Here is a 13,494-nt window from a genome sequence, read left to right as displayed (position 1 = left end):
TCGACGCAGCGGCAACTACCGCGCTCGGCTCGCCGCACTGGCGGCCGCCGCGCAACGGGCCCGCAGTGCATCGACACCGGTAGCCGAGATGTCCAACGCGTCCAGCAAGAAGTTCTCGGCACGGAAGTCGCGCGCATAGGCAGCGCCGAGCAGGCTGAGGCACGCCGTGAGCACGGGCGTGCGCACGTCGGCGACGCCACCCAGCGCTTCCAGGAAGGCCAGGCCGAAGGGCGCATCCTCCAGCACGTAGCGGTGCTCCAGCACGGCGGGGCCGTTGGGGCTCATGCCACGGCGGACGATCTCCTGCGCCATGGCGTGCAGCGGCCCTGGCGGTACGTGGTAGGACCGCGCATAGTGCTGGCGCAACGAGGGCAGCTCCAGTCCGAAGGCCTGCGCCACGGCGCTGCGCTCGTGGTCCAGTCCTTCCGCGAGCCGGCCCACCACCGGCGTGAAGTGGCCGAACAGCGACCAGGCTTCGCCCGACTCCATGCGCGTGAGGTTGGGGATGACCTCCGCCGCATGCGCTATCGGGTTGATGTTGGCCAGTGCCGGCGCCAGCAGACTTTCTGCGGCGACAAAGCGCTCGCCGAACAGTTCCTCGCACTGCAGCTGCGCGGACACGGAACCTGTCGCCCCCACGGTGGCCATGTCGATGCGGCCGCGCAGCGGGTTCACATGCAGCAGGCCGTCCGGTTGGAAGTGCGCGGTGGTGAGCGTGGTTGCCCAGCCCGTGACCTGCACGTCCGCGGCCGCCGCCGCGATCCACAGCGGGGCCAGCGACAGCGCACCACTGAGGACCACATGCTGGCCACTGCGCCAATGGGCGTTCAGTGGCCCCAGTACCGCGGCGTAAGCGTTGGCCGGCAGGCAGACCAGCACGACGGGGAACTCCGCGAGCCGGTCCGGGGAGGCCAGCAGTTCGCATTCCACCTCGCCTTGCAGGGCGCCGGTGCAAGCGATGCTGGTCCGTCCTGCTTTGTGGTGCAGGCGGCTGCCGGTGGGTGACCACATGGCCGGCGCATGTCCGGCACGGACGAGGAAGGCGGCGGCGGCACAGCCGATGGGGCCGGCGCCGACGATGGCAACGCGCGCCGTCATGCCGCAGCGGGGGTGCGCGGCAAGCCGCAGCACCTGTCGATGGGGAGCGCTGGCGCGCGCATGGGCAGTCCTTGCACGGTCTTCATTCCAGCGACAGCTTGCGTTCGGCAATCAGGCGGCCCCACTTGGCGAACCCTTCGGACGCGTCCCTGCCCAGTTCGGCCGGGCTGCTGGCCACCAGCTCGATGCCTTGCTGGCGCAACTTGTCGTTCAGCTCGTCGTTCTTCTGGGCGCTGCGCACCGCCTCGTACAGCCGCTCGATGATGGGGGAAGGCGTGCCGGCCGGCGCGAACAGCGCGAACTTGGTGGCCGACTCGAAGCGCGGCACACCTGCTTCCTCGACGGTGGGCACCTGCGGCAGGAGCGGGCTGCGGGCGCTGCCGGACACCGCCACCGGCTTCAGGCGGCCGGCGCGGATCAAGGGCAGGGCCACGCCGATGTCGACGAATCCCAGATCCACTTCGCCGGCGGCCACGGCCAGCGTCGCGGGGCCACCCCCTTTGTAGGGAATGTGGGTGATGGCCGTGCGTGTCAGATCCTTGAACAATTCCGCCGCCAGGTGGCTGGTGGAGCCGTTGCCGCCCGACGAGTAGTTCAGCTGGCCGGGTTGCTTGCGCGCCATCTCGAGTACGCCCTTGACGCCCTGCACGTCGAGGCCCGTCTTGACTGCCAGGATGAGGGGACTGACGCCGACGAGGGACACCGGGACGAGCGCGCCAGGCCCATACGGCAGCGACTTGATCAGGTGCGGGGCGATCGCGTAGGTGCTGTTCGTGGCCAGGGTCAGGGTGTAGCCGTCCGGCTTGGCGCGGCTCACTTCGCCCTGGGCGATCGTGCCCACGGCGCCGGGGCGGTTGTCCACCACCACGGACTGCTCCAGCTGCCTGGCCATGTGGGCGGCCAACTGGCGCGCCAGGATGTCGGTGGCGCCGCCGGCGGTCCAGCCAATCACCAGCCGAATGGGCTGGTTCGGGTAGCTCGCCGTCTGGGCGTCCGCGGCGGGCGTCGCGCAGACCGCGATCGCCGCCAGTCCAGCCGCCAGTGCATGTTTGCAATTCATCGGAAAACCTCGTGCCGTTCAGTTGGTTGGCAGTCTAGGCACCGACCAGCCCCACGGCCAGCGAAGGATTCTCAAGAGGTCTTAACCGCAGGTGGACACGCACGCGGTCGCCGGGCAGCGGTCGTGCGCCAGGTCCCTGCTGAAGAAGTCTTCGTGGGTCGGTTCAGTCCGCAGCGCATGCACCCGGGCGTGCTCGGGGATGTGGCGCAGGCAGCGGCCCACTGTCAGCTGCTACGCACGGGCACCGCGTTTCCGTTGGCGCACATGCACTGCAGGCAGGCGATGTCGTCGCAGCGTTGCGCATTGCCGGCCTTGGCCTGCGCCTGCACGCTGCCCTGGCTGGCGCCGATAGCGCCGCCCAGTGCTGCGCCCGGACCGGCAGCGCACAGCGGCCGTTCCATTTCGCGGGCCGATCGGGTGTGCAGAAAGCGTTTGATCGCGGCGCAGATCGCTGCCAACTACACAAGAATTTCTAAACGATGCATTGCGCCGCGTGCTGTTTTTCTTCTCGCCGGCGATCCCTAAAGTTCTGCCCGTCGATGCACGCTTTCCCGCCCGTCATCGATGCCGCGGACCCGAAGTCTCTGCGGTCCATCCACCACCAGACGAAAGGTCAGACCATGTCCGCCAAGTTCTTCGCCATCGCCTTGATCGCCACCGCCAGCGCTGCACACTCGCCCGCCTTCGCACAGCACCACCGAGGTGAAACTGGCGGCATCGTCGCCGCGCAGCCTCTTGCCAGCCAACGCACCCGCGCGCAGGTGCACGAGGAAGTCCTGCAGGCGCGGCGCAGCGGCACGCTGCCGGCGTTGGGCGAGAACGAGGACCACGGCCGCAACGCCATGACGGCTCCAGCCAACGCAGTGCGGGCCACGCGCTCGGAAGTGCGCGGCGCCTACCTGCAGGCTGCGCGCGCTGGGCAGTTGCCGTCCTACCGTGAAGGCGCTGACGCGGACCACCGCGCCATCGCCGACCCGAAGGCCATGGCGCGCTCGCGTGCGGATGTCCACGCCGAGGCGGTGTACGCCGTGCGCAGCGGCTTGACGGCCGGCGGCGAGATCTAGATCCCTGTACGGCGCGCCGACGCGCGCCACGCGCACTGCCCAGCGGGCAGTGCCTCGAGCGCGGGCGCTCTGCACCGTGCTGGAAGACCGCACCCCGTCACTTCTTGAAAGAACACTGTGAACCATCACGTCATTGCACCGCGCGCAGCGTCTGCGCCTGCTGGCGACACAGGCCGGCATTTCGATTTCATCGTCTGCGGCGCTGGCACCGCCGGTTCCGTGGTCGCCGGCCGTCTTGCCCGCAACCCCGAGGTCCGCGTCCTGCTCATCGAAGCCGGCGGCCACGACGAACACCCGAATGTGCTGCAGCCCGGCAACTGGCCGCTCAATCTCGGCAGCGAGCGCGACTGGAACTTCACGGGCGCCCCGAACCCACACCTGAACGACAGGCGCATCCCGTTGAACATGGGGCGCGGCCTGGGCGGTGGGTCCAGCGTCAACGTCATGCTGTGGGCCCGTGGCCACCAGAACGACTGGGAGGACTTCGCGGCAGAGAGCGGCGATGCGGCATGGAGCTACGCATCCGTTCTCGAGATCTACAAGCGTGTGGAGGACTACCAGGGCACGCCCGACACCATGCGCCGCGGCGCCGGTGGACCGGTGCACATCAGTCCCGCGCGCGACGCCCAGCCGATCGCCAAGGCCATGGTCAGCGCCGCCCGAGGCATGGGCATTCCCACGTTCGACAATCCCAACGGCGAGATGATGGAGGGCCGCGGCGGAGCCGCCATCAACGACCTGATTGTCAGGAATGGCCAACGCCACTCGATGTACCGGGCCTATGTGCACCCGCTCCGGGGACAGCCGAACCTCACGGTCCTCGCGGACACATTGGTCAGCCGGCTCGTGTTCGAGGGCCGGCGCGTCGTGGGCGTGGAAGCGGTCAGGAATGGCCGGACGGAGCGCTTCACGGCCGACAAGGAAGTCGTGCTGTCGCTGGGCGCCGTCAACACACCCAAGGTGTTGATGCAGTCGGGCGTGGGGCCGCAGGAAGAACTGGCCCGCCACGGCATTGCGCTGGTCCAGCACCTGCCGGGTGTCGGCGCCAACCACCAGGACCACGTGTCGTTCGCGGTCATCTTCGCGTACGAGGCGCCGCAGCCGGTGGGGTACGGCGGCTCGGAGGCAACGCTCTACTGGAGCAGCGACAGCGCCATGCGTCTGCCCGACATGTTCCATTGCCAGGTGGAGTTCCCGGTGCCGAGCGCGGAGAACGCGCAACGGGGCGTGCCCGCGCATGGCTGGACGATGTTCGCAGGCCTCGCACATCCGCACAGCCGCGGCCGCGTCATCCTCTCCGGCCCCGGCGTCACCGACGCGCCCATCGTGCAGGCCAACACGCTCGCGCACCCTGCGGACATGCGCTGCGCCCTGGAGAACATCCGGTTCGTGCAGGAACTCGGCGCGCAAGCCGCGTTCAAGGGTCTGGTGAAAGGCGAGAGCCTGCCGGGCAAACTGGATGCGAAGGCGCTGGACCACTACGTGCGCAATGCCGCGGTCACGTACTGGCACCAGTCCTGCACGGCCAAGATGGGAAGGGACGCCATGTCCGTCGTCGATGCCCAGCTCCGGGTCTACGGCGTGCAGGGGCTGCGCGTGGCCGATGCATCCGTCATGCCACACGTCACCAGCGGCAACACGATGGCGCCCTGCGTGGTGATCGGCGAGCGGGCGGCCGACGAGATCTGCGCGCTCTACGCCATCTGAGTGCGCTGGCGCAAGCGACGGGGGAAACGGCCCGGCATCCGCCAGCGGAGCGCCGGGCTGGCGCTTGCGCGAAGCATCTTCCCGAGCGCACCGATGGGATGTTGCCCGGGGTCGGCGCCCCGCCCCGATGGCCTCAGACGCGCGCCGTGCAGACCTCGTGGTTCAGCCACGGATCGCGCGGGTCTCCACCGAAAGTCTGCAACAGGAAATCGAGCAGCGCCCGGGTGCGCGCCGGCACATGCTTGCGCGTCGGCATGCAGGCCCAGATGGTGAACTCATGCATGCGCCACGCGGGCAGCACCCGCTCCAGTGCGCTCTCGAACACCGCGTCTTCGATCACGAAGGACGGCAGGCCGCAGATGCCCAGGCCGGACAGCGCACCGGCGTAGCACAGGTCGGCGTTGATCGTGCTCATGGGCGCGCGCGCCTGGGGCGTCACGGTCCACGTCGCGCAGGGCTGCGCATCCTCGCCGGCCATGTTCGACGTGAACGACAGGTCGTTCGGCCGGCCGTTCATGGAGGGCGGCAGCAGCAACATGTGGGCGCTCAGCTCGCTCGGGTGGTCGGGCCGGCCATGGCGGTCCAGGTACTCGGGCGAGGCGCACAGGATGACCTCGGTGCAGGCCAGTCGGCGCGCGATGAAGTCTCCGTCCAGTGGCCGGTGGCGCCACAGGATGGTGAGGTCGTGGCCCTCGTCGACGTCCTCCACCGCGCTCAGCGTGCACACCTCGACCGTGACCAGCGGAAATTGCGCATGGAAGCGCGGCAGGTGCTTGGCCAGCTGGTGGATGGCGAACGCCGCCGGAACGCGCACGCGCAAGGTGCCGCGCGGCTCGTTGTGCGCGCTGCTGACCAGGTCTTCGGCCGACGCGACCTCCGCCAGGATCGCGCGGGTGCGGTCCAGGTACTGCTCACCGATCTCGGTCAATGCCAGCCGCCGTGTCGTGCGGTGGATCAGCCGTGTGCCAAGGTGCATCTCCAGATCGGACAGGGCCCGCGTGACAGCGGCAGGCGCCACGTCCATGGCCCGCGCCGCGCTCGCGAACCCGCCCTCGTCGATGATGCGGACGAAGGTGCGCATGGCTTTGAAGTGGTCCATCGGTCGGTATCTCTGAAGGCGGAACGGCTGGCCGCCACCCGAGGGTGCAACATGCATCCCCCAAGGCAGGGCCATGCGCTCCAGGCAAGCGGTGGTCGGTGCTCAGTTCTGGATGGACTTGGCCGCATCGACGATGGCCTTGATCACTTCCTTGGGCTTGGAGAGCTGGGGCACGTGGCCAGCCTGCACGCGGACCGTGGTGGCCGAGATCTTCTTGGCGTTGTCCAGCTGCAGCGCCGGCTGGATCATGCGGTCCTGCTCCGACACGATGAACCACGATGGCTTGGTCGACCATGCGGCCACGCTCACCTTCTCGTCGAAGGCGGCGCCGCGGATGGGGCCCTGGGTCGCCGTCATCAGGCGCTGCTTCGCCGCGGGAACGTCCTGGGCGAAGTGCTTGGAGATGCCCTCGAACGACATCGTCACAAAGCCTTCCTTGTCCACGACGACGTGGTCCAGGCCGCTCGGCTTGGGATAGTCCTTGGCCAGATCGTTGATCGACTGGCCGACAGAGGGCGCGAACGATGCCACGTAGACCAGCGACTGCACGCGCGGGTGGTTGCCCACCTCGGTGATGACCATGCCGCCCCAGGAGTGGCCCACGAGCACCACAGGGCCGGTCTGCGCGTCGAGCGCGCGCCGCGTGGCAGCCACGTCGTCGGCCAGGGAACTGAGCGGGTTCTGCACGGACACGACCTTCAGGCCCTGCTGGTGCAGCGAGGGGATGATGTCGTCCCAGCTCGATCCATCGGCGAAGGCGCCATGGACCAGCACGACGGTGGCCTTCTCGGTGGGCGAGGCGGCCTGCGCGGCCGGAACGATGCCGAGCGTGGTGAAGCCTAAGGCGGCGATCAGGGCAGACAGTTTGAACATTGATTTCATGACAAGCTCCTTGGCAGTGGATGCCGGCATCTGCCGGCGGGTGGGAAGGCGCTGGTGTGGCGCCCGGGATTGCAAGAGCGGGTCTGCTCTTTGCGTGGAAAAGCGCGAGGAAGCGCAAGCACACGGCGGTGTCTGGCCAAGCCCGCAATGCAACGGCCAACCCGTACCGCTGGCCACGATGGCGTCGCGGTGCGCGGCGTCACGGCGGGCTGCGGGCGGGTGTGTTCATGCTGCATCGCGGTTCCTTCTCGGCCCGCTGAACACCTGTGTCAGCGGCATGGGCTGCATGTTGTCTGCCCGGCCGCTGCTACGCCAGTTATGGCTTGTCAATCGTTGGTAAGGGGGCGGGACGGACGGTTATGGCGCGCAGGCAGGCGTGGCGTTCTCCCCCCCGTGCACCCAAGTGGCGCGTGGCCGAGGATGCAGAGCGTCGTTCGCATTCCTTTCTGCCGGCCTCGCAACTCTTGGCAAGTCATAACTGGCAGATCCGAACGGCGCTGCCCATGATGCAGCCATGCGATGGCGGTCGGCGAGCATGCCGACGCATCAGTTCCGGCACGGATCGACTTGGTCATAGGAGGACCCCATGGATCGACTGAAAGCTCTGCAAATCTTCAAAGCGGTGGCCCAGGCGGGCAGCTTCTGCGCCGCCGCCAACACATTGGACCTTTCGACGCCCTCCGTGAGCCGGACCGTCCAGGAGCTCGAAGAGCAGCTGGGTGCGCGCCTGCTGCACCGCACGACACGCAGGGTGACCTTGACGAGCGTGGGTGCCGATGTGCTGGCACGCATCGACGGCGTGCTGGACTCCTACGACGAACTCAGCGCCATCGGCAGCAGCAGCGTGAAGGTGCCCGCCGGCGTGGTGCGGCTGGTCGCTCCGACAGAGATCGGCCCGCGCTACCTCGGCTCGCAGATCGCGGCATTCCGCGTGGACCATCCAGACGTCACGGTCGACCTGCAGCTCAGCGACGGCGCAGGCAGCGGTTTCGACGACGAGGCCGACCTGGCGCTCTGCATGGCCGACCGCATCCGTTCAACCCAGATCGCGCGGCCGCTGGCGCGAATTCCGACGGGCCTGTTCGCCACGGACGACTACCTCGTACGCATGGGTGAGCCGCTGGAACCCAGTGCGCTATCGAACCACGACTGCCTGACCTGCAGTGTTACCAAGGGCCGGCAGACCTGGGTGCTGCGCCACGTGGCGTCCCGGACGACCCAGGCGATCGCGGTAGAGGGCAGCATGAACTCGAACCACACCGAGGTGCTGTTCGAGGCCGCTGTCCACGGCGCCGGCATCGTGATGCTGCCACTGGCGCAGATGCAGCCGCACGGGCGGCTGCGGCGCGTGCTGGGCGGCTGGGAAGTCGACTCGCAGATGGTGCACATCACGTACCGCTCCCGCAAGAACCAGCCGCTGGCCGTGCGCCGCCTGATTGACCACCTGGTGGCGGGCTTCGCCGCGACAACCGGCGCCTGCGCTGCTTGAGCCCTTGGCCTGCGACTGGCCTGCGCGGCAGCGAGACGCGTGCTTCGCTATGCCGCCAAGACCTGCAGGGAGCCTGCCCCTGCGGCAGGCGATCTCGGCGCTGCGGCCGAAGGCTTGCAAGCCGCTGATGCCGCCAATTCATGCGCGATGACATGCCTGGCCAACTTCAGATCGCGCGTGCCATGGCCTTCCTGGAATACGCCGAGTGCGCCGTCGAGGATGCGGAGGGCCTCGGCATGGCCGCCGCGACGGGCGAGAAGACGCGCCAGGCTGGTGCTGCCGCGCAGCTCCCACGACAGCGCCTTCTGCTGGCGCGCCAGCGCGATGCTGCGCCTGAATTCCTTCGCGGCCTCGTCCCACGCGCCAGCCTGCAGCAGGCGTTCGCCATGCGCGCGCAGCAACTCGGGGCCACACCACCCGGCCTCGCCCTGGTGCGCACGGGCCAGCAACGCGTCGTCCAGGAACGCCGGCTGCACGGTGCACAGGACTTCACGCACCGTGGTGCCGAGAGCCGACGCGGCTGCAACGCGGCGGTGCAGGTCCCGGCCGTCTTCAGGATCGGCCAAGTGGCGGTACCCCTCACCGAACGACTGCCAGAACAGCAGCGAATGCTCGTCGGAGAAGCGCTTGAGCATCGCCGACCACTGCCGCGCCAGCGCATCTTCACCGCACCAGAACGCGACCGGCGCCGCACCGATGGCGATGGCGTAGCACAGGGACAGGGGATGGTCGATCGACAGCGCCTCCTGCACGGCTTCGCTGGCGTGCGCAAGAGCCTGGTCCGGGTGTCCTTGCATCCAGCGCACACGCGCCATCACCGTCAAACCCGCGACACGCTGGTCGAACTGGAACCCGCGGACACGGCGGGCTCGGTCGCGGTGGACCGGCTGGTCCACCACACGCTGCGCGAAGTCGCCCCCCAAGGCCTGGTCGCCTTGAAAGTGCGCACCCAATGCCATCATGCGCTCGTGGGTCTGGTGCACGCTCGCGTCCTTGCTCGCCGCGGCAATGTCGCCAAACTGCTCGGCCCGTTGCAGCGAACCCAGATAGTCACCTTCCGCGTTGCAGACCAGCCAAAGCCCGAACAGACAGCGCAGCTGAGAAGGTGCCGCCTGCAGGCGCTGGGCGATCTCCAAGGCACGTTTGAACGCGGCTTCCATCGCGCTGCCACCGCCGCGCGTGTGCCAGATGGCGTGCCCGAGCGTCTCGCACAGACGCATCTCCTCCTGTGCATCGACCACGCCGCACTGGCCCGCGTCGATACAGGCGATGGCGCGCTCGGCCAGTTGGCGGTATTCCGCCAGCATCGATGTGGCAAGCCACACCGGCACCGACCAGGCCAGCAGCGAGACACCCATGTGGCGGGCACCGTCGGACTCAAAGGCCCAATGGATTGCCGCACGCAGATCGTCGATCCAGCGCGGGGGCGCGTGGGCCGTGGCCGCAGCGCCCTGCGGATCGCGCTCCGCCGCAGCGGGACGTACCAGCCCCAGCATGTACTTGGCGTGGCGCAGCGCCGCCACCTTGCCTGCCGGGCCGGCTGCCAGGCGCTCGGCCGCGTACTCGCGCGTGGTCTCCAGCAGCCGGTAGGCCACGGCGTCCGCGCTCGCTTCCCGCACGACCAGCGACTTGCTCACCAACCCGGCCAGACAGGTGTCGAGCAGTTCGATCGGACGATCGAACACGGCCAATGCGGCCGCATGCGCGAACACGGAGCGAAAGACCGACAGCTGCGCCAGCAACTCCTGCTCTTCGGTGGGCAACAGGTCGTAGCTCCAGTCCAGGGTGGCGCGCAATGTCTGGTGGCGGGGCAAGGCCGTGCGGCGACCCCGTCCGATCACCACCAGCCGGCCGCCGAGGCGGCTGCCCAGCCGCTCGACGAGGCCTTTGAGACCGACCGCATCGATGGCACCGGCCGCCAGCTCGATGGCCAGGGGAATGCCGTCCAGCCGCCGGCAGATGTTGGACACCAACGGTGCCTCGGCGTCGCCCATGCGGAATGCACTGGGGCCGGCCGCGGCACGTTCCACGAACAGCCGCACCGCGGGGTATGCCAGGGCGTCTGCGGCGCGGAACTGCATCTGCGGCGGCGGCAGCGCCAGCGACTCCAGGCGATGCACCCATTCACCCTGGATGCGCAGCGCTTCCCGGCTGGTGGCCAAGATCCTCACGCCTGGCGCATGCGACAGGATGTGTTCGGAAGCAGCAGCCGCGCTGTCGATCACATGTTCGCAGTTGTCCAGCACGAGCAGCAGGCGCCGATCGCCACGGAGGAAGGCCGCGATGGCGGGCAAGGCTTGGGAGTCCGAGACCACGACACCCAGAGCCGACGCGATGGCCATCGGCACCAGCTCCGGCTGCGACAGGGCGGCCAGCTCGACCGCCACCACCCGGCACTCGTCCAACTGGCCGACAGCGCGCGCGACCGGCAGCGCAACACTGGTCTTGCCGATGCCGCCCGCGCCCACCAGGGTGACGCAGCGGTGCGTATGCAGCAGCTGCATCAATTCGGCCGCCTCCCGGTCGCGGCCCACCAGGCCCGTCAGCAAGGTCGGACACGGCGCCTCGTCCGCTGCAACGATGGCATCGGCGGCCAGGCGATGTGCCTGCGGCGCGGCCGTCCCGGGCGCGCTGACGGCCATCTGCTCGACGGGCGCCACGAAGCAATAACCGCGCAGCGGCACATTGGTGACGAAGCGCCTGCCATCGCTGCCGTCCTTCAACACCTTGCGCAGGCTGGCGATGTGCACGCGCACGCTGCCTTCCTCGACGATGGCGTTCGGCCAGGCCGCGGCCAGCAGTTCACGGGTCGATACGACTTCACCGGCGCGCTCACACAGCGCCACGAGCAGATCGAAGGCGCGGCTTCCCAGGCGCAGCACCTTGCCATCCTCCAGCAAAGTGCGCTGGGCCGGGTGGATCTGGAAGCGGTCGAACCGCAAGCCGCCGGGTGCCGCTTGGGCGCTGGCGGCGGCACTGGCGGGTGGCGGGCTCACGCCCGTGTGCGGTTCTGCGCAGCGCGCCTTGCGGCTTGCCGGCGTGGGTTGCGCCAGGGGATGCATTTCGTCCGGGCACCGGTCGACTGGATGGTGGCCGTGGAGATCAGGATGCGCACGATCCATTGCCGACTCCCTTCGAAGGAATGGCAGGTCTCTTCCCGCCAGGTTGGACGAATCTGAAGTATTCTAGGCACGATTAAGTTGAATTTAAAGTAACTTGAAATTTAAAATAAATGCCGAGCAACTCCAAGGGCAAGAAGCCGGTCCATCCCGCTGCCGACGCGGTCCTGCCGCTGTTGGAGGCTTATGCGCAGGTGTTGGGGCCCAAGACGGCGGTGGCCGATCAGCATCCGATCTGGGGCAATGGAGACGTTCTCGTCGACCAGTGGCAGCGTGAGCTGGGAAGCGAAGGCACGGACGCCGTCCTCATGGGAATCCGCATCCGTCGGGTCGGCATGGTGATCGACAAACTCATCATCGAGCAGTGCACACAACATGGCATCAAGCACCACGAGTTCATCTTGCTGATGGCCTTGCGGCGCATCGGCGAACCCTATGCGCTTCGGCCCAGCGACATCCTCAAGATGCACAGCGTGACCTCGGGCACCGCGACCTACCGGCTCGACCAGCTCGTCAAGCGCGAACTGGTGACGCGTGTGCCGGATCCCAAGGACCGGCGGGGCTACCTGATCGGCCTCACCGCGCAGGGCAAGCAGATCGTGGACACCATCCTGGAAACCCTGCGGCAGTCCTTCGATGCACTGCTCGCGCCGTTCGGCGCAGTCCCGGGCGGCTTTGCGGCGCTGGAAGCAGGCCTGCAGTTGTTCGAATCCTGCCTGCTGCCGAAGCCAGCCTGACCTGCGGCACAGCCTCCCGCATCAGGCTTGGGACACCTGCCAACGTGCGACCAGGGCGGGCGCGCGCCAGAAGTGCTGTGCCGCATCGGCCCTAGGCCGTGGGAACCGTCCCCCCGTCGATCACGTGTTCCGAGCCCGACACCGATGCCGCGCGTGGCGACACCAGGAAGGTGATCAGGTCGGCGACTTCCTGCGGCTTGGCGGGCCGGCCGAGCGGAATGCCGCCCAGCGATTGCATGATGATCTTCTTGCCGCCCTCGTAGTCCGTGCCGGCCTGGTCTGCCAGGCGCTTGGCCAGGGCAACCGAGGCTTCGGTCTCCACCCATCCGGGCGAGACACGCAGCACGCGCACACCCTTGGGTGTCACCTCTTTCGACAAGGCCTTGCTGTAGGTGGACAAGGCCGCCTTGGCGGCCGCATAGGCGGTCGTCGATTCCGGCAGCGGCAGCACGCGCTGGATCGAGCTGACATGCAAAATCACGCCCGCGCCCTGCGCCAGCATGGCCGGCAGCAGCGCTCGGTCGAGCCGCACGGCGGGCATGAGGTTCTGGTTGAGTTCGTCAAACCACTTCGCATCGTCCAGCGCCGCGAAGCCACCGCCAGGCGCGCTGGAACCACCGAGCACGTTGACCAGGATATCGACGCCACCCCAATGCTCGTGCACCGACCGTGCCGCCGCGGCCGCACCTTCGGCCGTCGACAGATCGGCCGCCACGTACGAGACGCCATCGAGCGGCTGCGCGGGCGCAGAGCGCGCCGTGGTCATCACCTGCACTCCGGCGTCATGCAGGGCTTGCACGACTGCGGCGCCCACGCCTTTGGTGCCGCCGGTGACCAGCGCCCGCTGGCCCTTCAGTTGGAGATCGAAGTTCATGCCGTGATCTCCAGCGATGCGATCAGGCCGCGCTCGAGGCGAAAGCGGTACGACAGATCGACCGGGCTGCCGGGAAAATTGCCCGCCACCTGCGCGCGCACGACCTGTACGCCATCCTGGCGCTCCAGGGCGAACGGTGCGGTCGTGTAGCTGTACCGGGTCGACGCCGCGGCCTTCCACGCCTTGATGGCGGCCAGGCCGGTGTAGGTGTGGCCCTCGTCCTTCACGACGGCCTGCGCCGTGAAGCAATGGGCAAAGGCTTCGGGGTTGTGCTGGTCGGCCGCGAAGTAGGCGGCAATCGGCTCGGGAAGGCTCAGGGTGCTCATGGTGCTGGCTCCTTGTGGTGAACGAAGACCGTAGGATGC

At 68.3% G+C, this 13,494-nt stretch carries 12 protein-coding genes; 4 read left to right on the top strand and 8 right to left on the bottom strand.

Annotated features, from left to right (window positions below; genetic code table 11):
* Positions 1-15: 15 nt before the first annotated feature.
* The 3 genes from ASF45_RS36605 to ASF45_RS35545 form a co-directional block, all read right to left on the bottom strand.
* Positions 16-1,098 carry an NAD/NADP octopine/nopaline dehydrogenase family protein gene (locus ASF45_RS36605; protein ID WP_156473140.1) on the bottom strand — a complete coding sequence of 361 codons (1,083 nt, stop codon included), beginning with the start codon at positions 1,096-1,098 and terminating at the stop codon, positions 16-18.
* Between the two features lie 82 nt (positions 1,099-1,180).
* A complete protein-coding gene (locus ASF45_RS22095) occupies positions 1,181-2,158 on the bottom strand; it encodes a tripartite tricarboxylate transporter substrate binding protein (RefSeq protein ID WP_056667977.1) in 978 nt (325 codons plus the stop codon).
* A 224-nt stretch (positions 2,159-2,382) separates the two neighbouring features.
* Positions 2,383-2,616 (bottom strand): hypothetical protein, encoded by a 234-nt coding sequence (locus ASF45_RS35545; protein ID WP_156473139.1) that lies wholly within the window; start codon positions 2,614-2,616, stop codon positions 2,383-2,385.
* Between the two features lie 162 nt (positions 2,617-2,778).
* On the opposite strand from ASF45_RS35545, the gene ASF45_RS22090 reads away from it, so the two are divergent.
* Positions 2,779-3,222 carry a DUF4148 domain-containing protein gene (locus ASF45_RS22090; protein ID WP_162244045.1) on the top strand — a complete coding sequence of 148 codons (444 nt, stop codon included), beginning with the start codon at positions 2,779-2,781 and terminating at the stop codon, positions 3,220-3,222.
* Between the two features lie 117 nt (positions 3,223-3,339).
* Positions 3,340-4,929 carry a GMC family oxidoreductase gene (locus ASF45_RS22085; RefSeq protein ID WP_082551207.1) on the top strand — a complete coding sequence of 530 codons (1,590 nt, stop codon included), beginning with the start codon at positions 3,340-3,342 and terminating at the stop codon, positions 4,927-4,929.
* A 133-nt stretch (positions 4,930-5,062) separates the two neighbouring features.
* Here the strand turns inward: ASF45_RS22085 and ASF45_RS22080 are convergent, their stop codons facing one another.
* Both ASF45_RS22080 and ASF45_RS22075 read right to left on the bottom strand, forming a co-directional pair.
* Positions 5,063-6,010, bottom strand: a complete 948-nt coding sequence (locus ASF45_RS22080; RefSeq protein ID WP_235580998.1) for a LysR family transcriptional regulator — start codon at positions 6,008-6,010, stop codon at positions 5,063-5,065.
* 120 nt (positions 6,011-6,130) lie between these two features.
* On the bottom strand, positions 6,131-6,910 hold the full coding sequence (locus ASF45_RS22075) for an alpha/beta fold hydrolase (protein ID WP_056667968.1): 780 nt from the start codon (positions 6,908-6,910) through the stop codon (positions 6,131-6,133).
* 586 nt (positions 6,911-7,496) lie between these two features.
* Here ASF45_RS22075 and ASF45_RS22070 point away from each other — a divergent pair.
* Complete coding sequence (locus ASF45_RS22070) at positions 7,497-8,399, top strand: LysR family transcriptional regulator (protein WP_082551206.1); 903 nt, start codon at positions 7,497-7,499, stop codon at positions 8,397-8,399.
* A 47-nt stretch (positions 8,400-8,446) separates the two neighbouring features.
* Here the strand turns inward: ASF45_RS22070 and ASF45_RS22065 are convergent, their stop codons facing one another.
* On the bottom strand, positions 8,447-11,521 hold the full coding sequence (locus ASF45_RS22065) for a winged helix-turn-helix domain-containing protein (protein WP_082551205.1): 3,075 nt from the start codon (positions 11,519-11,521) through the stop codon (positions 8,447-8,449).
* A 110-nt stretch (positions 11,522-11,631) separates the two neighbouring features.
* Between ASF45_RS22065 and ASF45_RS22060 the strand changes: the two genes are divergently transcribed.
* Positions 11,632-12,255, top strand: a complete 624-nt coding sequence (locus ASF45_RS22060; protein WP_056667960.1) for a MarR family winged helix-turn-helix transcriptional regulator — start codon at positions 11,632-11,634, stop codon at positions 12,253-12,255.
* A 91-nt stretch (positions 12,256-12,346) separates the two neighbouring features.
* Here the strand turns inward: ASF45_RS22060 and ASF45_RS22055 are convergent, their stop codons facing one another.
* On the bottom strand, positions 12,347-13,129 hold the full coding sequence (locus ASF45_RS22055) for an SDR family oxidoreductase (protein WP_056667957.1): 783 nt from the start codon (positions 13,127-13,129) through the stop codon (positions 12,347-12,349).
* Positions 13,126-13,455: a nuclear transport factor 2 family protein gene (locus ASF45_RS22050; protein ID WP_056667954.1), complete on the bottom strand. Its 330-nt coding sequence runs from the start codon at positions 13,453-13,455 to the stop codon at positions 13,126-13,128. Before ASF45_RS22050 ends, ASF45_RS22055 begins: the two co-directional genes overlap by 4 nt.
* Between the last annotated feature and the right edge of the window lie 39 nt (positions 13,456-13,494).

The sequence above is a fragment of the Pseudorhodoferax sp. Leaf265 genome, from assembly GCF_001422365.1.
GTDB lineage: Bacteria > Pseudomonadota > Gammaproteobacteria > Burkholderiales > Burkholderiaceae_C > Pseudorhodoferax.
This window is presented reverse-complemented; position numbering and strand designations above follow the sequence as displayed.